We start from the raw sequence: 19,261 nt of genomic DNA, 5'->3' as shown, positions 1-19,261 counted from the left end.
CAGTCAGTGCGCGGCGCGCGCGACCGACGGCGCGTCCGCGCGTTGCGCGGCCCGTTCGCCGATCAGGCGGCCGCGGGCGGACAGCCGCAGCCAGTGCCGCAGCGCGATCAGCGCGCCGATCACGCTCATCATCGAGCCGGGAATCCACAGCAGCAGGCCGCCGATCTGCTGGTCGCGCAGCGGGCTCAGCCACGTGAACGCGCGGCCGCAGATCGAATAGATCGGATACAGCTCGTGCGGCGTGAAGAAGATCAGCGCGCCGAGTGCGATCTGCGGCGGGATCGCCGCGACGACGATCAGGATCCGGCGGCCCGGCGACAGCCGCGCAGGCGGCGCGGGGCGCGGATCGACGACGAGCCACCAGAACAGCAGCCCGTCGATCACCATGCTCCAGTTCATCACGCGATAGAGACGCCAGTCGAGCATCGCGATGAAGTGGATCGGCGACAGCAGCCAGAAATAGATCAGCCCGACGAACAGCACGACCGCGACGACGGGATGGAACACCACGTCGAGTGTCGCGCGCACGGGCGCCCACGCGAGGGCGGGGCGCACGAATTGCTGCCGCCAGCGAAACGGGATGCCCGCGCGAATCGCCGCGCCCGGATAGGACAGCGCGATGAAGAACGGCCCGAGGTGGTGCAGCACGAGGTGCTGCGCGCGGTGCAGGAAGAACTCGTGTTCGAAGAAATAGTCGAGCCGTGTATGCAGTGCGATGTAGAGCGCCGTCAGCCCGAACCAGAACGAGAACTGCCGCAGCGGCGACACCTTCGCCTTCTTTACGCCGCGCGCGAACAGCACGGCAGCGGTGAGCACCGCGATCACCACGGTCGGCGACGGTTCCCACGGATCGAGCCAGTACAGGAGGTTCATCGCGCGCGCATCACTTCGCCTGGGCCGGCGATTTCACGGCGAACGGCGCGTCGACCGTTTCGCCGTCGGAGAATTTCAGGCGCAGGTGCACGGTGTCGCCCGGCTTGATCGCGTGCTTCGGCTCCTCGAGCATGAAGTGGTAGCCGCCCGGTGCGATGTCGACCTTGCCGCGCGCGGGGACCGTCAGCTTGTCGACCATTTCCATCTTCTGCGTCGAACCGTTCGAGACGGTCTGGTGCAGCATCGCCATCCCGTAGTCGGGGCTGTCGACGTCGACGAGATCGACCGGTTTGTCGCCCGTGTTCACGATCGTCACGTAGCCGCCGGCCGGCAGCTTGTTCGGCAGCCAGCGCACCCAGGCGTTCTGCGCGGTGATCGCGCCGGCGGCATAGGCGTGGGTGCCGGCGCACAGCGCGGCGAGGAGGGCGAGCGTCTTGAGTGTCGTCTTCGTCTTCATGTCGTGAGAGGAATTCAGGTGGTGGAGGCGGTGTCGATGATCCGGCGCACATCGGCGGCGATGGCGTCGGGCGAGTCGCGGTCGGTCGCAAGCAGGCGGGCGCGGCCGGTTGCGTCGAAGATGTAGACGGCCGAGCTGTGCGTGACTTCGTAGCCGCCGGACGGATCGCGCTGTTCCATCTGGTACGCGACGCGATAGCGCTTCGCGAGCGATTCTATCTGGCGGTCGGTGCCGGTCAGGCCGCGCGCATGCGCGGCGTCGAACGCGGCGACATACGATTGCATCGCCTGCGGCGTGTCGCGCGCAGGATCGACCGAGACGAACAGGATGCGCACGTCGTTGGCCTGCGGGCCGAGCTTCGCCAGCACTTCCATCAGCCGTGCCATCGTTTCGGGGCAGACGTCGGGGCAGTGCGTGTAGCCGAAGTAGACGAGCGCGACCTGGCCGTGGAACGCATCGGCGTCGACGGGATGGCCGTCGCCGCCCGTCAGTGTGAACGACAGGTCGGGCAGGTGGCCGGTGACGTTGGTCAGGTTCCAGCGCGGCTCGTCGTGCGTGCACGCGGCGAGCGCCACGGCGGCGGCGAGGGCCGCGGCCGTGCGGATGAGGCGGGAGAAGCGCCGGTGCGGCGCTGGGCGGGCAGACGACATCCTGGGGCTCGATCGGACGGAAAGGTGACCGGCCGGCGCGATGCCATGCGTCGCGCGGCAGGCGGTTGCGACTGTAGCGCAATTCGCGCGCCCGCGTCCTTTCGAAACCCGTACGGGGCGGGCGAGCGGGGCAATATGTCGCAGTTGACGCAATCGGCGGCGCGCGGCTGGCGATGCGCCGGTTTCGCCCATCTCGGTGCGCAGGCGCGGTAAGATGCGCACAATTCCATCGCGCAGCGGCGGTGCGGCGTTTGCCGGGCCGCCTCTCAGACTATCGAATCGATGCAATCCGTTCCGGCTTCCCTGTCCCTGACCGATACCGCGTTCTTCTTCGACTTCGACGGCACGCTCGTCGAACTGGCGCCGACGCCCGACAGCATTCACGTTCCGCCGTCGCTGCTGACGCTGCTCGACGAGCTGCGGCGCCGCTCGCACGGTGCGGTCGCGATCGTGTCCGGGCGCGGTATCGACAACCTCGACACGTTCCTCAAGATGCCCGGCCTGCCGATCGCCGGCCTGCACGGCGCGGAGCGCCGCGATGCGAACGGCGACACGCAGCGCATCGGCTTCAACGACGAACGCCTGCTGCGCATCGAGCGCGAACTGGCGGCCGTCGTCGACCGTCATCCGGGCATGCTGCTCGAAATCAAGGGCGCGGCCGTTGCGCTGCACTACCGCAACGCGCCCGAGCGCGAGGCGGCTGCGCGGGCGGCCGCCGAGCGCCTCGTCGCCGACTATGCCGATGCGTATGTGCTGCAGCCCGGCAAGATGGTGTTCGAGATCAAGCCGAAGGGGGTCGACAAGGGGCGCGCGCTGGCCGCGTTCCTCGACGAGCCGCCGTTCGCGGGCCGCGTGCCGCTGTTCGCGGGCGACGACCTGACCGACGAGAAGGGCTTCGCGGTGGTCAACGCGCGCGGCGGCCTGTCGATCAAGGTCGGCGCGGGCGAGACGTCCGCCCGCACGCGGCTCGATTCGGTCGACGCGCTGCATGAGCAGATCGCGCACTGGCTCGGTGCGGGGCAGCCGCACGCATGAGTCGCCTCATCATCGTTTCAAACCGCGTCGCACCGATTTCGGAAGGCGAACCGGCGGCAGGCGGCCTCGCGATCGGTGTCTACGATGCGCTGAAGGAGACGGGCGGCATGTGGTTCGGCTGGAGCGGCGAGGTCGTCGCGTCCGGCGCGCCGCAGATTCGCGTCGAGGAGCACGGGCCGGTCACGTTCGCGACCATCGGCCTGTCGCGGCGCGACTACGACCAGTATTACCGCGGCTTCTCGAACGCGACGCTGTGGCCCGCGTTTCACTACCGCACCGACCTGATCCAGTACGACCGTCACGAGTTCGAAGGCTACAGCCGCGTGAACGTGTGGCTCGCGCAGCAGCTCGTGCCGCTGCTGCAGGACGACGACGTGATCTGGGTGCACGACTATCACCTGATCCCGTTCGCGCGCGCGCTGCGCGCGGCCGGCGTGAAGAACCGCATCGGTTTCTTCCTGCACATCCCGTTTCCCGCCGCGCAGGTGCTCGTCAACGTGCCGCCGCATCGCGATCTGGTCGAGTCGCTGTGCGCGTTCGACCTGCTCGGCTTTCAGACCGAACCCGACCTGCGCGCATTCTGCGATTACGTCGAATCCGAAGCGGACGGCGTGATCGAGCGCGACGGCCGCCTGGTGACGGTGCGCGCATTCGGCCGGACGCTGCGCGCGGCCGCGTATCCGATCGGCGTGCATCCGGACGAGATCGCGGCGCTCGCGCAGGCCGGCGAGCACGGCAAGGCGGTGCGCACGCTCGCGACGTCGCTGCGGGGCCGCAAGCTGATCATGAGCGTCGACCGGCTCGATTACTCGAAGGGACTCGTCGAGCGCTTTCGCGCGTTCGAGAAGCTGCTCGAGCACGAGCCGTCGCATCGCAATCGGGTGTCGTTCCTGCAGATCGCGCCGTCGACCCGTGCGGAGCTGCGCGCGTACCAGGACATCCGCCTGCAGCTCGAAGGAGAGTCGGGGCGCATCAACGGACGCTTCGCCGAGCTCGACTGGGCACCGATCCTCTATATCCATCGCCAGTACGACCGCCAGCTGCTCGCGGCGCTGTACCGGCTCGCGCGGGTCGGCTACGTGACACCGTTGCGTGACGGGATGAACCTCGTCGCGAAGGAGTACGTATCCGCGCAGGATCCGGACGATCCGGGCGTGCTCGTGCTGTCGCGTTTCGCGGGCGCCGCGCGCGAGCTGACGGGGGCGCTGATCGTCAATCCGATCGATATCGACGGGATGGCCGATGCGTTGTCGCAGGCGCTGACGATGCCGCTCGCCGAGCGGCGCGCGCGTTATACGGACATGATTGCGCAGCTTCGCGAGAACAACGTGTCGGTGTGGCGCGACAACTTCCTGCGCGATCTGCAGCACGCGTAACCGACGCCCCTCGCCGGAAATGAAAAAGCCGCAGTGCGAGCAGCACTGCGGCTTTTTTGCTGGCTGCGGGCCGGTGCGTCAGGCCACGCGTTCGCCGGTCGGCGTGCTGCCGTCGGGCGCCGCGTGATGGCGGCCGTGCTGCTTCGCGAGCAGGTCGCGGTACAGGCCGGGGCGGTTGCGCAGCACGTCGGGCGGCCCGTCGTCGATGACCTTGCCGTTGTTCATCACGATGATCCGGTCGAAGTTGCGCAGCGTCGACAGGCGGTGCGCGATCGCGATCACCGTGCGACCGACCATCAGGCGGTCGAGCGCGCTCTGGATCGCTTCCTCGGATGCGCTGTCGAGCGCGGACGTTGCTTCGTCGAGCAGCAGGATCGGCGCGTTCTTCAGGATCGCGCGCGCGATCGCGATGCGCTGGCGCTGGCCGCCCGACAGCTTGACGCCGCGGTCGCCGACGATCGTGTCATAGCCTTCCGGCATCGCTTCGATGAACTCCGCGCAGCGCGCGTCGCGCGCGGCCGCGAGCACTTCGTCGCGGGTCGCATCGGGGCGGCCGTATGCGATGTTGTCGTAGATCGTCCGGTGCAGCAGCGAGATGTCCTGCGGCACGAGCGCGATCGCGTGGCGCAGGCTGTCCTGCGTGATCGTCTTCACGTCCTGGCCGTCCACCTGCACGACGCCGTCCTGCGTGTCGTAGAAGCGCTGCAGCAGCGCGAGCACGGTCGACTTGCCGGCGCCCGACTTGCCGATCAGGCCGACGCGCTGGCCCGGCTCGATATGGAGATCGAAGTGGTCGAGGATCGCGCGGCGGTGCGGATACGCGAACGTCACGCGCTCGAAGTCGACGCGGCCGCCCTTGGCCGACAGCGGCTGGGCGTCCGAGCGATCGGGCATCCCGTGCGGCTCGAGCAACGTCTTGACGGCTTCGGACAGGCGCGCGACGTGCTGGGTGACGTCGACGAGCGCGACCGCGAGGTCGCGCGTGCCGTGCAGGATCGTGAAGCCGAGCGAGCTGACGAGCACGATGTCGCCGGACGTCGCGCGGCCCTGGTCCCACAGCCACAGCGCCCAGCCGAGCAGGCCGGCGGACAGCATCGCGGTGATCACCGCGTGCAGCAGGCGCAGCTTTTCGAGATAGAGCAGGCTTTGCTGGCGCGCATCCATCTCGGCCTTGACCGTTGCGCCGAAGCGCTTCTGTTCGCGCAGCGTCATCCCGAACGCACGCACGAGGCCCATGTTGCCGATCACGTCGACGAGTTCGCCGTCGACCGCGGCGGCCTTCGCCGCGAACGCATGGTGGCGGGCCGAGCCGCGCCCGGCGAGCTTGAACAGGATCACGGACAGCACGGCCGAACAGCCGAGCAGGCCGGCGGCCATCATCGGATTGACGACGATGATCATCAGGATCGCGCCCATCACCGCGATGCACGGCGGCAGCACGTTCCACGCCATCGTGTTCTCCGACGTGTAGACGGCGTTCGACGTGGCCGTGATGCGGCTCGCGAGCGTGCCCGGCTGCTTTTCGGAGTAGTAGGTCGGCGAATGACCGATCAGGTACTGGAACAGGTCACGCCGCAGGTCGCCGGTGACCGCGACGAACGTATGCGCGGCGACCCAGCCGCCGACGCGCCACAGCAGGTTGTCGGCCGCGATCAGCCCGACGAGCAGCGCGAATGCGCTCCACAGCGGGCCGGGGTGATGACGCCCGGTCGCCAGCACGTCGATCAGGTGCTTGATCGCGTATTGCGAGCCGAGCGCGCAGCCGACGGCGGCCAGCACGCTGCAGAGCACGATCAGGTGGGCAACGGGATGCAGGCGGATGTAGCGGAACAGGAACGCGATCGGCCGGTGCGCGTAGCTCGACAGCTTCGCGTTGTGGGCGTTGCGCTGGGCAGGGGTGAGAGATTCCAAAATATGCGTGCGGTGATTCGGTGATTGAGCGTGGCGGCGGGATCGCTTGCCGGCGTTCGCCCGGACTGAATAATCCGGCATTGTAAACAAGGCCGTGCGCTGCGCTGCGCGAATCTTGCCTCGGCCAGGGGTGCGCGATCGATTTTGAGATAAAATCCGGCATCCCGTCCTGTCTCGTGTGCCGGAATCACGCTGCCGGCAGTCACGGGGGCAAGGAATGCCAAAAGGGCCTTCCACTCTAGAACGGACACCCAAGTCCGCGGGTTGCAAAGTGTTGCACCTTTGTAACAAAGTAAAGTGTTTGAAATGTTGTGCGCCGTATCGGGATTAACCCTAGATAATCGGCTCCGGGTTCGATTCCAGGTTTTTTACGAACCCCTGTCAACGGGTCTTCGTTTCAAACGTTCTATGCCTGTCGCGTCGCCGACGCTCCTTGAGCAGCGCGGGTTTGACGCCCCCGGCAGGCTGATTCGTCCGACTTTTCGGGCGAAATGCATCCAGCCCGGACCGCCGGCAGGTTGCCGACCCATACCTGGTTTTTAGCCGATTTTTTAGGAGTTACGCATGCGAATCGCCCAAATCGCTCCGTTGCACGAAGCGGTGCCCCCGAAACTGTACGGTGGTACCGAGCGAGTGGTGTCCTACCTCACCGAAGCACTTGTCGAGATGGGGCATGACGTTACGCTCTTCGCGAGCGGCGATTCGCAAACCTCCGCGAAGCTCGAGGCGTGCTGGCCGCAGGCGCTGCGCCTCGACCCGACGATCCGCGACGTGATGGCCCCGCACATGCTGCTCCTCGAGCAGGTGCGCCGCCGCGCGGAAGAGTTCGACGTCCTGCACTGCCACATCGACTACTACCCGTTCTCGCTGTTCTCGCGCCAGCCGGTCCCGCATCTGACGACGATGCACGGCCGTCTCGACCTGCCGGAACTGCAGCCGATCTTCAACGCGTTCAGCGACGTGCCGGTCGTGTCGATCTCCGACAACCAGCGCATCCCGCTGCCGCAGGCGAACTGGCTGTCGACCGTTTACCACGGCCTGCCGGAAAACCTGCTGACGCCGATCCCGAACGTGAAGCCGAGCTACCTCGCGTTCCTCGGCCGCATCTCGCCGGAGAAGCGCGTCGACACGGCGATCCGCATCGCCGAGCAGGCCGGCCTGCCGATCAAGATCGCCGCGAAGCTCGACAAGGCTGACCGCGCGTACTACGAAGAGAAGATCAAGCCGCTGTTCGCGCTGCCGCACGTCGAGTACATCGGCGAAATCAGCGAAGCCGAGAAGACGGAATTCCTGGGCAACGCGCACGCGCTGCTGTTCCCGATCGACTGGCCGGAGCCCTTCGGCCTGGTGATGATCGAGGCGATGGCCTGCGGCACGCCGGTGATCGCGTTCAAGCGCGGCTCGGTGCCGGAAGTGATCGACAACGGCGTGTCGGGCTTCGTCGTCGAAGACGAACTGTCGGCCGTCGCGGCGCTCAAGCGCCTCGATACGCTGCCGCGCGAGAAGGTCCGCGCCGCGTTCGAAGCACGCTTCTCGTCGAAGGTGATGGCGCAGAACTACGTGAAGGGCTACGAGGAACTGCTGCGCCAGAAGCGCCGCACGGTGCTCCGCGAAGTCAACGCAGGCTGATTGCGGGCCGCCGCCTGGCGGCGCGCGGCTCGCCAACGACGCCCCGTCCGGGTTTCCGGCGGGGCGTTGTCACATCCGCGGCGCGGATCTGTTGTATTCTCGCCGCGCCCGACGCCGCGAACGGCCCTCGAAGCGGCCCGGCATGGCATCCAGCCATCTGTCCAGACGGTAATGTCCCTATAATGGCCGTGCCGTGAAATCCGGCCCCGCACGAATATCCAGAGGAGAGCAGTCTTGGCGAGAACGAAATCCACGCGCGCAGCGCCGGCCCCCGGCGCCGGTGTGATCTTCGCGTTGCGTGCGATCGGTCTCGTGCTGCTCGCGCGCTGGCTGTTCTCGATGTCCCAGATGGGTTATCGCTCGTCGCTGTCCGCGATGGTGTCGTCGCCCTGGGCGTTCGTCTATCTCCTGCTGATCTTCCTGCTGCTCGCGCTGCCGGGTGCAGTCGCGCGCGCCGAGCGGCCGTTCCATCCGCTGCCGCAGTGGCTGCGCCAGGCGCTGCGCGTCTTCGCGCTGATCGGTTTCCTGTTCGCGCTCTGGTCGATCGGCATGTTCGTCTGGGTGGATGGCTGGCGCCTCGCGCTGCATGCCGTGACGGCGACCAACGGCTGGCTCGTTGCGGCCCCGGCGCTTTATGCGGCGATCGTCTGGATCTGCCGCCCGCGGCCGCTGTGGCGGACCAACGTGGCGGCCCGCCGCTTCGCGGTCGGCCGTTATGCGATTTCGCTCGACGTGCTGACGCGCACCGCGATCGTCTGGATGGAAAGCCGCAAGGTCGGCCAGTATGACGCGCGCGAACTGTCGGTGCGCTGGCCCGGCCGTACGGCGCCTGCCGCCGGCGAAGGGGCGACGGGCGGACAGCCCTCGGTCGTGCCGCCGCGCCGCGGCGGCCTGTTCAATCGACCGAAGGTCGAGCTGCTGTGGGATTCGCCGGCGGCCGTCGGCCATAACCGGCAGATCGTCATGCGCGCGCCGCTCGCGACCGAAGGCGACCGCGTCGCGGTGCTCGCGCTCGACGCCGCGCTCAAGCAGATCGTCTGACAAGTCCCGCGCACGGCGGGCGGGCGCGGGGGATTGGGGCGGCCGGCTAGGTGCGGACGGCCAAGACCGGCCAGGCCCGGCCGAGTCTCGATATGGCCGGCCCGGTTCGCATCGCCATCCCGATCCGGATCCTGTTCGACTCGAGCGGCGTTTTCCGCCAGACACCCGCCAGCCGGGCCTCGCCGCTCCTATCGAGCCCGTCTCGGCCGGGCGATTCAGCCGCCCGGTCCGTTCCGCGCTCAGCGCACGAGGCAGGGGCGCTTGTTGTTGAAAGTCCACCCCGGAATCAGGTACTGCATCGCCGCCGCGTCGTCGCGGGCACCGAGCCCGTGCTGCTTGTACAGCTCGTGCGCGACCGCGACGGCATCCATGTCGATATCGATGCCGAGACCCGGCCGCTTCGGCACCTCCACCAGCCCGTTCTCGATCTTCAGCGGCTCGCGCGTCAGCCGCTCGCCGTCCTGCCAGATCCAGTGCGTGTCGATCGCGGTGACCTGGCCCGGTGCGGCGGCCGCGACATGCGTGAACATCGCGAGCGACACGTCGAAGTGGTTGTTCGAGTGCGAACCCCACGTGAGGCCCCAGTCGCGACACATCTGCGCGACGCGTACCGAACCCTGCATCGTCCAGAAATGCGGATCGGCGAGCGGGATGTCGACCGCCTGCAACTGCACCGCGTGGCCCATCTGCCGCCAGTCGGTCGCAATCATGTTGGTTGCCGTCGGCAGCCCCGTCGCGCGGCGGAATTCGGCCATCACCTCGCGGCCCGAGTAGCCGTTCTCGGCGCCGCACGGATCTTCCGCGTAGGCGAGCACGTGATGCTGGTCGCGACACAGCCGCACGGCCTCGTCGAGCGACCATGCGCCGTTCGGGTCGAGCGTCACGCGCGCGTCGGGGAAGCGCTCGGCGAGCGCCGTCACGGCCTCGATCTCGCTCGCACCTTCGAATACGCCGCCCTTCAGCTTGAAGTCGTTGAAGCCGTAGCGCGCATGCGCGGCCTCGGCGAGCCGCACGACGGCCTCGGGCGTCAGCGCGGCTGCGTCGCGCACACGCGTCCAGTCGTCGGTCGCGCCGCTGCCGTCGCGGTAGGGCAGCGCGGTCTTCGTGCGATCGCCGACGTAGAACAGGTAACCGAGCATTTCGACACGCTCGCGTTGCTGGCCCTCGCCGAGCAGCGCGGCGACCGGCACGCCGAGATGCTGGCCCAGCAGGTCGAGCAGCGCGGCCTCGAGCGCGGTGACCGCGTGGATCGTCGTGCGCAGGTCGAAGGTCTGCAGACCGCGGCCGCTCGCGTCGCGGTCGGCGAAGGTGCGCCGCACGTCGTTGAGCACCGCATGGTAATTGCCGACCGGCTGGCCGACGACGAGCGCACGCGCATCGTCGAGCGTGCGGCGGATGCTTTCGCCGCCGGGCACTTCGCCGACGCCGGTCCGGCCCGCGCTGTCCTTCAGGATCACGAGGTTGCGGGTGAAGAACGGGCCGTGTGCGCCGCTCAGGTTGAGCAGCATGCTGTCGTGGCCGGCGACCGGAATCGCTTGCAGGTCGACGATGCGCGGCGTGTCGTGGGAGGGCGAGGCAGGGACGGCGTTCATGGGCGGCGATGGCAGAAGGGTGGGCAATGCCGTGCGGCAAAAGCTTTGCCGCGCGCGGCAGGAGGTGCGATCATTCGACAACCGACGTGCGCGGCGCGCAAGCCCCCGCAGGTCGATGCAACCCGGAACGGGGTGGGAGCGACAACCTGACCAGCGGAGCGCAGAACGCGAAAGCTGGCTGATCGTAAGGCATGGGACCAGGCAGTGCCGGCGTGCGCGCTTGAGTCGACAGGAGATCCGTGTTTTGATCATCAGTCGTCGGATGACTTGTGACGCAGTATAATGAATCATCGGCTTTCGCTCAAACCCCGCGTAAACCCTCGGCTCACATTACGATCATTCAAAAAGGAACCGGCCTCATGTCCGTGCCTACGCTTCCCGCAGCGCCGCGCCGTCGCGCACGCAGCCTCGCACAAGATGTCGTCGACGCGCTGACCGCGCAGATCGAAAACGGCACGCTGCGTCCCGGCGACAAGCTGCCGACCGAAACCGAAGTCATGGCGGCGCAGGGCGTGAGCCGTACGGTCGTGCGCGAGGCCATCTCGCGGATGCAGGCGAGCGGCCTCATCGAGACGCGTCACGGCATCGGCAGCTTCGTGCTGGAGCCGTCGCGCCGCCAGACGCTCGGGATCGACCCGGCGACGATCACGACGCTGCGCGACGTGCTCGCGGTGCTGGAACTGCGCATCAGCCTCGAGAGCGAATGTGCGAGCCTCGCCGCGCAGCGCGCGAACGAAACCGACCTGGTCGCGCTGCGGCGCGCGCTCGACGCGATCGCAACGGGGGCGGGCGGCGGCCGCGACACGGCGCAGCTCGACTTCCAGTTCCACCTGCAGATCGCGCAATCCACCGGCAACCGCTATTTCGTCGACATCATGACGCAGCTCGGCACGTCGATCATCCCGCGCACGCGCGTGAATTCGGCCCGCTTCGCCGGTGACGATCTGGAGCGGTACGTCGGCCGGCTGAACCACGAGCACGAGGACATCTACGAGGCGATCGCGCGCCACGACCCGGAGGCCGCACGCGCCGCGATGCGCACGCACCTCACCAACAGCCGCGAGCGGCTGCGCCGCGCGCACGAGGCGGCCGAGGCCGAGCGCGACACGCAGGCCGGCTGATGCGTCGGGCGGTGCGTCCGCCCGGTCGAATCGCGTCAACATCAGTCGTCATACGAGATCGGTGTCCGGTCATCGATCACCGGGGCCGGGCGGCGTGTCCGCCGCCGGCCGCCGGCACCGCCGATCAGCCTCCCTTCGTCGTGATCGTCTTCCACGCGCCGCTCTTCACCTGGTACAGCGTCGACATCCCGCTCTTCAGCGAGCCGTCGTTCGCGAACGAGATGCGGCCGGTGACGCCTTCGAAGTCGATCTTCTTCAGCGCCGGACGATAGACCTTCGGGTCGGTCGAGCTGGCCGCCTGCATCGCCTTGATCGCCGCCCACGCGGCGTCGTAGCCGAACTGCGCGTACGACAGCACGTCGACGCCGAAGCGTTTCCTGAAGCGCTGTTCGAAATCCTTCCCTTGCGGCAGATCGTCGAGCGGCCGGCCGTATTCCCATGCCATCGCGCCTTCGGCGGCCGGGCCGGCGATCTTGATGAACTCGTTGTCCTTCACGCCGCCGCCGCCGACGAACTGCGCGTTCAGCCCGAGCTGGCGCATCTGCTTGATGAAGTTCGCGGCGAGCGAATCGAGCCCGCCGAAGAAGATCAGGTCGGGATTCTTGGCCTTCAGGCTCGTGATCTGCGCGCGAAAGTCGACCGCCTGGTTGCTGGTGAATTCGCGGCCGATGAGGTTCCCGCCGGCGGCCTTCACGGCCTTCTCGAACTCGTCGGCCTCGCCCTGGCCGAACGCGGTGCGGTCGTCGATGATCGCGATGCGCTTCGCCTTCGTCACGTCGACCGCGTACTTGCCCGCGTTGCCGGCGTTCTGGCCGTCGGTCGCGATCACCATGAACATGTTCGCCAGCCCGCGCGAGGTGAGCGTCGGGTTGGTCGCCGCCGGATCGATCACCGGGATGCCGGCCTTGTCGTAGACGACCGAGGCCGGAATCGTCGTCCCCGAGTTGAAATGGCCGACCACGACCGACACGTTCTGGTCGACGAGCGCCTGCGCGGCCTGCACGCCGATGCGCGGGTCGGCCTGGTCGTCCTGCACGACGAGGTTGAAGTGCGCGGGCTTGCCGGCGATCTGCACCTTCTGCGCGGCGGCATCGTCGAGCGCGAGCTGCACGCCGTTCTGCAGGTCCTTGCCGTAGCCGGCGTTCACGCCCGTGAGCGGCGCGGCGAAACCGACCTTCACGTCGGTCGTGTCGGCAGCCCGGGCGGCCTGTTGCGAGAGGAGGGCAAGCGCGGATGCAATCGACACCGACAGCAGGGAATGACGGAATTTCATGTTGTTCCTCTTGTTCGATACCTGCGAGTAAGTACCGCACACGCTCGGGATGGCTGAACGCGTGCGACGGGCGGGCGGTTCGACCGCTTCTCGGAATCGGGCGGGGAGGTCGGCATCGTGATCCTCGGAAGAATCTCCCGTCAGGCTCGGCGAAGAGCCCCGATGGTTTCGATATATAGGTCGCCGATATGCGTGGGTCTTGGCAATTTGCCGCGCATTCGATGCGGATTTGCGCATAGCTTCCGCGCGTGCGGAGGCAGCCGGTATCGGGAGTTTCCCGTCGCGAACGGAGCGGGCGGAGAGGAGGAGCGGAAGCGTGGGGAGGCGGCCCGGCCCGCCGGGGCCGTGCCGCCTCACGTGAGGCCGTCAGTCGGACAGCGCGTCCGATGCGGCTTCGGCATCGTCGTGCGATGCGTGCGTGCGGATCAGCGGATCGCTGGTGCTCGGGCGCCCCGTCTCGACGTGGCCCGCGAAGCGGCGCAGGAAGCCGAGCAGCCGGCCGTCGCTGACGGTCAGGTCGTACCAGCCGTGGCTGCCGCGCAGATCCCAGTAGTCGTCGATCTGCTGGCCCGGCGCGAGATCGAACGTGCGCGCGCGGCCGTGGCCGTATGCGTTCGTGACCTTGAGCCGCACCGCCTTGTGGCCGCGGTTCATCAGGCGCAGCGTGATGTTGCCGTTCGCGACGTCATAGCCGTAGATCACCTCGGGGTTCACGTTCGCGCTGCCGACGCCGGTCGCGAACGGGCCGCGGAAATGGCAGTAGAAGCCGTTCGGGCCGTACACGTCGAGGTCGTACAGGCCGAGCGACGCCGCGGCGCTCCACGTGTCGGCGATCCGCTTGCCGGCTTCGACCGTGTACGCCCACGGGCCGTCGAGGCGGTTGCGCGACTGCACCTGGAACGCGGCGCCCGCCCGGCCCGTGTTCGCGAAGGTCAGCCGGAACAGGCCGTTGACCGATTCGACGCGGCCGTGCACGAACAGCTCGTAAGGCAGCGCGCGCGCCGGCCGCAGCCCGGCCTCCTGCTTCGGCAGCTTCTGGAGCACCGGCGGCACGGGGATGTAGTCAGGGTGGCGCAGGCGGTCGGGCGGCGCGTAGCCGCTCGTATCCGGCAGCGTCGGCCAGCCGGCGTCGGCCGTCGCGAAATCGAACGCGGCGGTCAGGTCGCCGCACACCGCGCGGCGCCACGGCGACACGTTGCCCGCCTTGACCGGGTATTGCGCGCCGAAACGCGCCTCGATGAATTGCAGCAGCGACGTGTGATCGAAGGTCTGCGAGCAGACCCAGCCGCCTTTCGTCCACGGCGACACGACGAGCATCGGCACGCGCGGCCCGAGCCCGTACGGGCCGGCCATGTGCGATGCGTCGCCGGGGAACACCTCGTTGGTCGTCGCGACCGTCGACAGCCCGTTGTCGCGCGACTGCGGCGCGAACGGCGGCTGCACGTGGTCGAAGAAGCCGTCGTTTTCGTCGTACGTGATGAAGAGCGCGGTCTTGCTCCACACGTCCGGATTCGACACGAGCGCCTTCAGCACCTGCTCGATGTACCACGCACCGTAGTTCGCCGGCCAGTTCGGGTGCTCGGAATACGCTTCCGGCGCGCAGATCCACGACACCTGCGGCAGCGTGCCGTTCTTCACGTCCTGCTGCAGGATGTCGAACAGCGTGCCGCCGGCGCTGATGTTGGTGCCGGTGCGTGCCTTGTCGTACAGCGGCGTGCCGGGCAGCGCGGTGCGGTACTGGTTGAAGTAGAGCAGCGAGTTGTCGCCGTAGTTGCCGATGTACGGGTTCTGCGTCCAGCCCCACGAGCCGTTCGCGTCGAGCCCCGTGCCGATGTCCTGGTAGATCTTCCACGACACGCCGGCCTGTTCGAGCACTTCCGGATAGGTCGTCCAGCCGTAGCCCTTTTCCTCGTTGCCGAGCACCGGGCCGCCGCCCGTGCCGTCGTTGCCGACGTAGCCCGTCCACATGTAGTAGCGGTTCGGGTCGGTCGAGCTCGGGATCGCGCAGTGGTACGCGTCGCAGATCGTGAACGCGTCGGCGAGCTGGTAGTGGAACGGGATGTCGTCGCGCTTCAGGTACGCCATCGTCGTGGTGCCCTTGTTCGGCACCCACTGGTCGTAGCGGCCCTTGTTCCATGCCGCGTGCATGTCCTGCCAGCCGTGCGGCAGGTCCTGCAGGAATTGCAGGCCGAGCTTGTCCGCGCCCGGATGGAACGGCAGCAGCTCGGCCGGGCCGACCGGCTGGTGGAACACCGACTTGCCGTTCGCGAGGCGCAGCGGGCGCGGGTCACCGAAGCCGCGGACACCGCGCATCGTGCCGAAGTAGTGGTCGAACGAGCGGTTCTCCTGCATCAGGATCACGATGTGTTTGATATCGCGGATGGTGCCGGTGCGGCGGTTCGCGGGAATCGCGAGCGCATCGCGGATCACGGGCGGGAACAGGTTCAGCGCGGCGGCGCCGGCGGTGCCGGCAGCGACGCGCAGGAAGTCACGACGGTTCGATCGGGTCATGGTCGTTATCGTGGGGTAAAAGGGAGAGCCGATTGGCGGGACTTGCTGAAAGGGCGCACTCGGGTCGCAGGATGCGGCTGCGCCGGGTGGTGCCGCCGCGAGCATAGCGAGGAATCAGTGTCATTCATGTGAAGTCCGGAAACGTTTGCATCCGCGTCGAAGCGATATCGACGCTGCGTCGGGGCATATCGCGAACGGTCGTGGTGATGCAGGGGGTAGAGCGGGAAAGCGGGACAACAGGAAAGTAGGAAAGCAGGACAGCAGGACAACGGAAAAGCGCGGGACGCGCGCCGCTGAAGCGGCGGGCGATGCCGGTACGTCAGGCGTCCGTCACCCACGCGCCGAACCATTCGCTCGGGCGTGCGATCTCGTCCTGCGCGGCGACGAGTTCGAGCTCGTAGCGGCGTGCATCGTAGGTCGCCTTCACGACCGCATGCACGGCTGCGAGCGTGTGCTCGAACGCGGCGCGCACGGAGTCGCCGCGCAGCCGGCATGCGACGAAGATCGCGCTGGTCAGGTCGCCGACGCCGACCGGATGGCGCGGAAACGCGTACAGCGGGCGCTGGCCGATCCATGCCTCGGTTTCGGTGACGGCGAGCATGTTGAAGCGATCGGCCGGGCTGTTGCGGTCGTGCAGGTGCTTGACGAGGATGATTTGCGGGCCGCGCCGGATCAGCGCGCGGCATGCTTCGACGGCTTCGGCCACGGTTTCGATGCGCCGCCCCACCAGCTTCTGCAGTTCGGTGTGGTTCGGCGACATGCCGTCGGCGAGCGCCGGCATTTCCTGGACCATGAATTCCTCGACGCCGGGTTCGGGCCGGATGCCGCCCGTCTGGCCCATCGCCGGATCGCAGAAGTACCACGCGTTCGGGTTCATCGCCTTCACCGAGCGGACGATCTCGACGGCCGCGCGGGCCTGCGGCGGCGAGCCGAGGAAGCCGGACAGCACGGCGTCGCAGCGCTTGAGCGCGCCGATCGCGGCGATGCCGTCGACGAGCTGCTCCATCTTCGCGGCATCGATCGCGCTGCCCGCCCAATGGCCGTACTGCATGTGATTCGACAACTGGACGGTATTGAGCGGCCAGACGTTGACGCCGAGGCGCTGCATCGGGAACACGGCCGCACTGTTGCCGGCATGGCCGTAGATGACGTGCGACTGAATGCTGAGGACGTTTTTCATGGGAATCGCCTGCACGCGTTTCAGGGTCACGTCACACGATACCCGAGTTCGTCGCGCGCGCGGAAGTCGCGCGGCCCCGGAGTGTTGCGCGCCGTCGTCAGCGCGACCGCGTAGAATCGCGGGGCGCGAGGCGGCCCGGCTGCCCGCGTGCGTCTCCAATCACCGTGATCGCCATGCTTTCGATTCGCAAGATGTTGTATGCCGTGCGCGCCGTCGTGCTCGGCGCGGGTGTCGCCGCCGCGTGCGCCATGCCTGTCGCGGCGGCCGCCGCATCGCCCGCCGGCAACGACGGGCCCGTGTACGGCCCGCGCCTGGAAGGGTTCACCTATCCGGCACCCGTGCGGGTGTATACGTTCGTGTCGCAACGCGAAACGCTCGAGATGGCCTATCTCGACGTGCCGCCGGCGCACCCGAACGGCCGCACCGTCGTGCTGCTGCACGGGAAGAACTTCTGCGCGGCGACCTGGGAGGACACGATCGGCGTGCTGAGCCGTGCCGGCTATCGCGTGATCGCACCGGACCAGATCGGCTTCTGCAAGTCGTCGAAGCCCGATCGCTACCAGTACAGCTTCCAGCAACTCGCGCGCAACACGCACGCGCTGCTCGAATCGGTGGGGGTGAAGTCGGCGACGATCGTCGGCCACTCGACGGGCGGGATGCTCGCGATGCGCTACGCGCTGATGTATCCGAAGGCGACGGAGCAGCTCGTGCTCGTGAACCCGATCGGCCTCGAGGACTGGAAGGCGCTCGGCGTGCCGCCGCTGCCGGTCGACTACTGGTATGCGCGCGAGCAGAAGACCACGGCTGACAGCATTCGCCGCTATGAGCAGGGCACGTACTACGCGGGCAAATGGTCGCCGTCGTACGAGCGCTGGGTGCAGATGCTGGCCGGGATGTACCGTGGCGCCGGCCGCGATGCAGTCGCCTGGAACTCCGCGCTGATCTACGACATGATCCTCACGCAGCCGGTGGTCTACGAACTCGGCGCGATCCGCGTGTCGACGCTGCTGATGATCGGCGACAAGGACACGACCGCGATCGGCAAGGACGTGTCGCCGCCCGACGTGCATGCGAAGCTCGGCCGCTACCCGGAACTCGCGAAGCGGACGCAGGCCGCGATCCCCGGCGCGCAGCTCGTCGAATTCCCGGCGCTCGGGCACGCGCCGCAGATCCAGGACCCGGACGCGTTTCACAAGGCGCTGCTCGACGGGCTGGAGGCCGTGCACCCGCAGTGACGCGGGGGCGGCCGCGGGCGTGTGCCGTCAGCGCACCTCGCTCGCGAGCTCGTCGCGGATCTGCGCGGTCAGTTCGAACGAGCGCAGCCGTGCCGCGTGATCGTAGATCTGCGCGGTGACGATCAGCTCGTCGGCCCCCGTCTGCGCGATGCGGTCGCGCAGCTTGTCGCGCACGGTGTCGCGCGAGCCGACCGCCGCGAACGACAGCGAATGCGCGACGGTCGCGAGCTCGAGCTCGTTGGCCTCGAGCACGTCGACGGGCGGCGGCAGCTTGCCCGGCGTGCCGCGCCGCAGATTGATGAACTGCTGCTGCAGCGACGTGAACAGGCGCTGCGCCTCGTCGTCGGTATCGGCGACGAACACGTTGACGCCGACCATCGCATGCGGCTTCGGCCACGCGGCCGACGGCCGGTACTGCGCACGATAGATCTCGAGCGCGCGCATCAGGTAATCCGGCGCGAAGTGCGACGCGAACGCGAACGGCAGCCCGAGCATCGCGGCCAGCTGCGCGCTGAACAAACTCGATCCGAGCAGCCACACGGGCACGTCGAGCCCCGCGCCGGGCACCGCGCGCACGCGCTGGCCGGGCACCGGCTCCGCGAAGTAGCGCTGCAGCTCGGCGACATCGTCCGGAAACGAATCGGCGCTGCCGATCAGGTCGCGGCGCAGCGCGCGCGACGTGGTCTGGTCGGTGCCGGGCGCGCGGCCGAGGCCGAGGTCGATGCGCCCCGGATACAGCGACGCGAGTGTGCCGAACTGCTCGGCGATCACGAGCGGCGCGTGGTTCGGCAGCATGATGCCGCCCGACCCGACGCGGATCGTCTGCGTGGCGCCCGCGACATGGCCGATCACGACGGCCGTTGCCGCGCTCGCGATGCCGGGCATGTTGTGATGCTCGGCGAGCCAGTAGCGCCGGTAACCCCAGCGTTCCGCGTGCTGCGCGAGATCGACGGTATTGCGGAAAGCCTGGGAGGCGTCGGCGCCGGCTGGAATGGGGGCGAGATCGAGTACGGAAAACGGAGTCATCGGTTGGCCTTCGAACAGGGGGGGCGGGGTGATGTGCTTACGCAACAAATGCCAGGGATTTTGCCAAAGGGTTCCGGAACCTGCTGAGGGCGGCGCGATACCCATGCGCCTTTCAGGGGTGCAAGGCTGAATCCGGCGATCGTTGCAAAAATCAATCCAATCGACGATTAATTACCAATCTTTACGGCGATTGGATGTGAATCCGCATCGACGTACAAATTTGCACGAAACGATTGATTTTCAAGACTGCAATACGCCTGCAAACCGCTTACGCTAACGTGAACGCGGGTGCGCTCAAATGGTTCGCCGACTGCGCAGCTTTGCCGGAATTGCACAAGTCCGTTTCTCGGA

15 protein-coding genes are annotated in these 19,261 nt (G+C 67.8%); 6 read left to right on the top strand and 9 right to left on the bottom strand.

The window, feature by feature from the left end:
* Nucleotides 1–3: 3 nt before the first annotated feature.
* Genes DPV74_RS16860 through DPV74_RS16850 form a run of 3 tightly spaced genes read right to left on the bottom strand, consistent with a single transcriptional unit; the run spans nt 4 to nt 1,980 of the window.
* Nucleotides 4–873 carry a cytochrome c oxidase assembly protein gene (locus DPV74_RS16860; RefSeq protein ID WP_119337599.1) on the bottom strand — a complete coding sequence of 290 codons (870 nt, stop codon included), beginning with the start codon at nt 871–873 and terminating at the stop codon, nt 4–6.
* A gap of 10 nt (nt 874–883) precedes the next feature.
* Nucleotides 884–1,330, bottom strand: a complete 447-nt coding sequence (locus tag DPV74_RS16855; protein ID WP_027787990.1) for a copper chaperone PCu(A)C — start codon at nt 1,328–1,330, stop codon at nt 884–886.
* Nucleotides 1,331–1,344: 14 nt separating this feature from the next.
* On the bottom strand, nt 1,345–1,980 hold the full coding sequence (locus DPV74_RS16850; protein WP_060196109.1) for an SCO family protein: 636 nt from the start codon (nt 1,978–1,980) through the stop codon (nt 1,345–1,347).
* A gap of 282 nt (nt 1,981–2,262) precedes the next feature.
* Between DPV74_RS16850 and otsB the strand changes: the two genes are divergently transcribed.
* Both otsB and otsA read left to right on the top strand, forming a co-directional pair.
* A complete protein-coding gene (otsB, locus tag DPV74_RS16845) occupies nt 2,263–3,015 on the top strand; it encodes a trehalose-phosphatase (RefSeq protein WP_027787988.1) in 753 nt (250 codons plus the stop codon).
* Nucleotides 3,012–4,391, top strand: a complete 1,380-nt coding sequence (gene otsA, locus DPV74_RS16840; protein ID WP_059695467.1) for an alpha,alpha-trehalose-phosphate synthase (UDP-forming) — start codon at nt 3,012–3,014, stop codon at nt 4,389–4,391. Before otsB ends, otsA begins: the two co-directional genes overlap by 4 nt.
* A gap of 78 nt (nt 4,392–4,469) precedes the next feature.
* Here otsA and DPV74_RS16835 read toward each other — a convergent pair whose 3' ends face one another.
* Nucleotides 4,470–6,302 carry an ABC transporter ATP-binding protein gene (locus DPV74_RS16835; protein ID WP_027787986.1) on the bottom strand — a complete coding sequence of 611 codons (1,833 nt, stop codon included), beginning with the start codon at nt 6,300–6,302 and terminating at the stop codon, nt 4,470–4,472.
* A 564-nt stretch (nt 6,303–6,866) separates the two neighbouring features.
* On the opposite strand from DPV74_RS16835, the gene DPV74_RS16830 reads away from it, so the two are divergent.
* Both DPV74_RS16830 and DPV74_RS16825 read left to right on the top strand, forming a co-directional pair.
* Complete coding sequence (locus DPV74_RS16830; RefSeq protein WP_027787985.1) at nt 6,867–7,931, top strand: glycosyltransferase family 4 protein; 1,065 nt, start codon at nt 6,867–6,869, stop codon at nt 7,929–7,931.
* A gap of 234 nt (nt 7,932–8,165) precedes the next feature.
* On the top strand, nt 8,166–8,972 hold the full coding sequence (locus DPV74_RS16825; RefSeq protein ID WP_119337598.1) for a hypothetical protein: 807 nt from the start codon (nt 8,166–8,168) through the stop codon (nt 8,970–8,972).
* 239 nt (nt 8,973–9,211) lie between these two features.
* On the opposite strand, the gene gudD is transcribed toward DPV74_RS16825, so the two are convergent.
* Nucleotides 9,212–10,564 (bottom strand): glucarate dehydratase, encoded by a 1,353-nt coding sequence (gudD, locus tag DPV74_RS16820; protein ID WP_060196115.1) that lies wholly within the window; start codon nt 10,562–10,564, stop codon nt 9,212–9,214.
* A 359-nt stretch (nt 10,565–10,923) separates the two neighbouring features.
* Between gudD and DPV74_RS16815 the strand changes: the two genes are divergently transcribed.
* Nucleotides 10,924–11,685 (top strand): FadR/GntR family transcriptional regulator, encoded by a 762-nt coding sequence (locus DPV74_RS16815; protein WP_027787983.1) that lies wholly within the window; start codon nt 10,924–10,926, stop codon nt 11,683–11,685.
* A 124-nt stretch (nt 11,686–11,809) separates the two neighbouring features.
* On the opposite strand, the gene DPV74_RS16810 is transcribed toward DPV74_RS16815, so the two are convergent.
* The 3 genes from DPV74_RS16810 to pdxY form a co-directional block, all read right to left on the bottom strand.
* On the bottom strand, nt 11,810–12,958 hold the full coding sequence (locus tag DPV74_RS16810; protein ID WP_059681854.1) for a branched-chain amino acid ABC transporter substrate-binding protein: 1,149 nt from the start codon (nt 12,956–12,958) through the stop codon (nt 11,810–11,812).
* 366 nt (nt 12,959–13,324) lie between these two features.
* Nucleotides 13,325–15,469, bottom strand: a complete 2,145-nt coding sequence (locus tag DPV74_RS16805) for a phosphocholine-specific phospholipase C (protein ID WP_119337597.1) — start codon at nt 15,467–15,469, stop codon at nt 13,325–13,327.
* 319 nt (nt 15,470–15,788) lie between these two features.
* A complete protein-coding gene (pdxY, locus tag DPV74_RS16800) occupies nt 15,789–16,649 on the bottom strand; it encodes a pyridoxal kinase PdxY (protein WP_027787980.1) in 861 nt (286 codons plus the stop codon).
* A 173-nt stretch (nt 16,650–16,822) separates the two neighbouring features.
* On the opposite strand from pdxY, the gene DPV74_RS16795 reads away from it, so the two are divergent.
* Nucleotides 16,823–17,884 carry an alpha/beta fold hydrolase gene (locus DPV74_RS16795; RefSeq protein WP_119337596.1) on the top strand — a complete coding sequence of 354 codons (1,062 nt, stop codon included), beginning with the start codon at nt 16,823–16,825 and terminating at the stop codon, nt 17,882–17,884.
* Between the two features lie 27 nt (nt 17,885–17,911).
* On the opposite strand, the gene DPV74_RS16790 is transcribed toward DPV74_RS16795, so the two are convergent.
* On the bottom strand, nt 17,912–18,910 hold the full coding sequence (locus tag DPV74_RS16790) for an LLM class flavin-dependent oxidoreductase (protein WP_059695471.1): 999 nt from the start codon (nt 18,908–18,910) through the stop codon (nt 17,912–17,914).
* Nucleotides 18,911–19,261 lie beyond the last annotated feature (351 nt).

It is taken from the genome of Burkholderia sp. HAN2018 (assembly GCF_024704855.1).
GTDB lineage: Bacteria > Pseudomonadota > Gammaproteobacteria > Burkholderiales > Burkholderiaceae > Burkholderia > Burkholderia cepacia.
The sequence above is the reverse complement of the archived record's forward strand: the minus strand, read 5'-3'. Positions and strand labels throughout refer to the sequence as shown.

What these genes read in the sequence shown, in the direction of transcription:
- pdxY (WP_027787980.1), bottom strand. Translation starts at nt 16,649, where the DNA reads ATGAAAAACGTCCTCAGCATTCAGTCGCACGTCATCTACGGCCATGCC.
- DPV74_RS16795 (WP_119337596.1), top strand. Translation starts at nt 16,823, where the DNA reads ATGCTTTCGATTCGCAAGATGTTGTATGCCGTGCGCGCCGTCGTGCTC.
- DPV74_RS16815 (WP_027787983.1), top strand. Translation starts at nt 10,924, where the DNA reads ATGTCCGTGCCTACGCTTCCCGCAGCGCCGCGCCGTCGCGCACGCAGC.
- DPV74_RS16850 (WP_060196109.1), bottom strand. Translation starts at nt 1,980, where the DNA reads ATGTCGTCTGCCCGCCCAGCGCCGCACCGGCGCTTCTCCCGCCTCATC.
- otsA (WP_059695467.1), top strand. Translation starts at nt 3,012, where the DNA reads ATGAGTCGCCTCATCATCGTTTCAAACCGCGTCGCACCGATTTCGGAA.
- DPV74_RS16790 (WP_059695471.1), bottom strand. Translation starts at nt 18,910, where the DNA reads ATGACTCCGTTTTCCGTACTCGATCTCGCCCCCATTCCAGCCGGCGCC.
- gudD (WP_060196115.1), bottom strand. Translation starts at nt 10,564, where the DNA reads ATGAACGCCGTCCCTGCCTCGCCCTCCCACGACACGCCGCGCATCGTC.
- otsB (WP_027787988.1), top strand. Translation starts at nt 2,263, where the DNA reads ATGCAATCCGTTCCGGCTTCCCTGTCCCTGACCGATACCGCGTTCTTC.
- DPV74_RS16805 (WP_119337597.1), bottom strand. Translation starts at nt 15,469, where the DNA reads ATGACCCGATCGAACCGTCGTGACTTCCTGCGCGTCGCTGCCGGCACC.
- DPV74_RS16830 (WP_027787985.1), top strand. Translation starts at nt 6,867, where the DNA reads ATGCGAATCGCCCAAATCGCTCCGTTGCACGAAGCGGTGCCCCCGAAA.
- DPV74_RS16855 (WP_027787990.1), bottom strand. Translation starts at nt 1,330, where the DNA reads ATGAAGACGAAGACGACACTCAAGACGCTCGCCCTCCTCGCCGCGCTG.
- DPV74_RS16810 (WP_059681854.1), bottom strand. Translation starts at nt 12,958, where the DNA reads ATGAAATTCCGTCATTCCCTGCTGTCGGTGTCGATTGCATCCGCGCTT.
- DPV74_RS16860 (WP_119337599.1), bottom strand. Translation starts at nt 873, where the DNA reads ATGAACCTCCTGTACTGGCTCGATCCGTGGGAACCGTCGCCGACCGTG.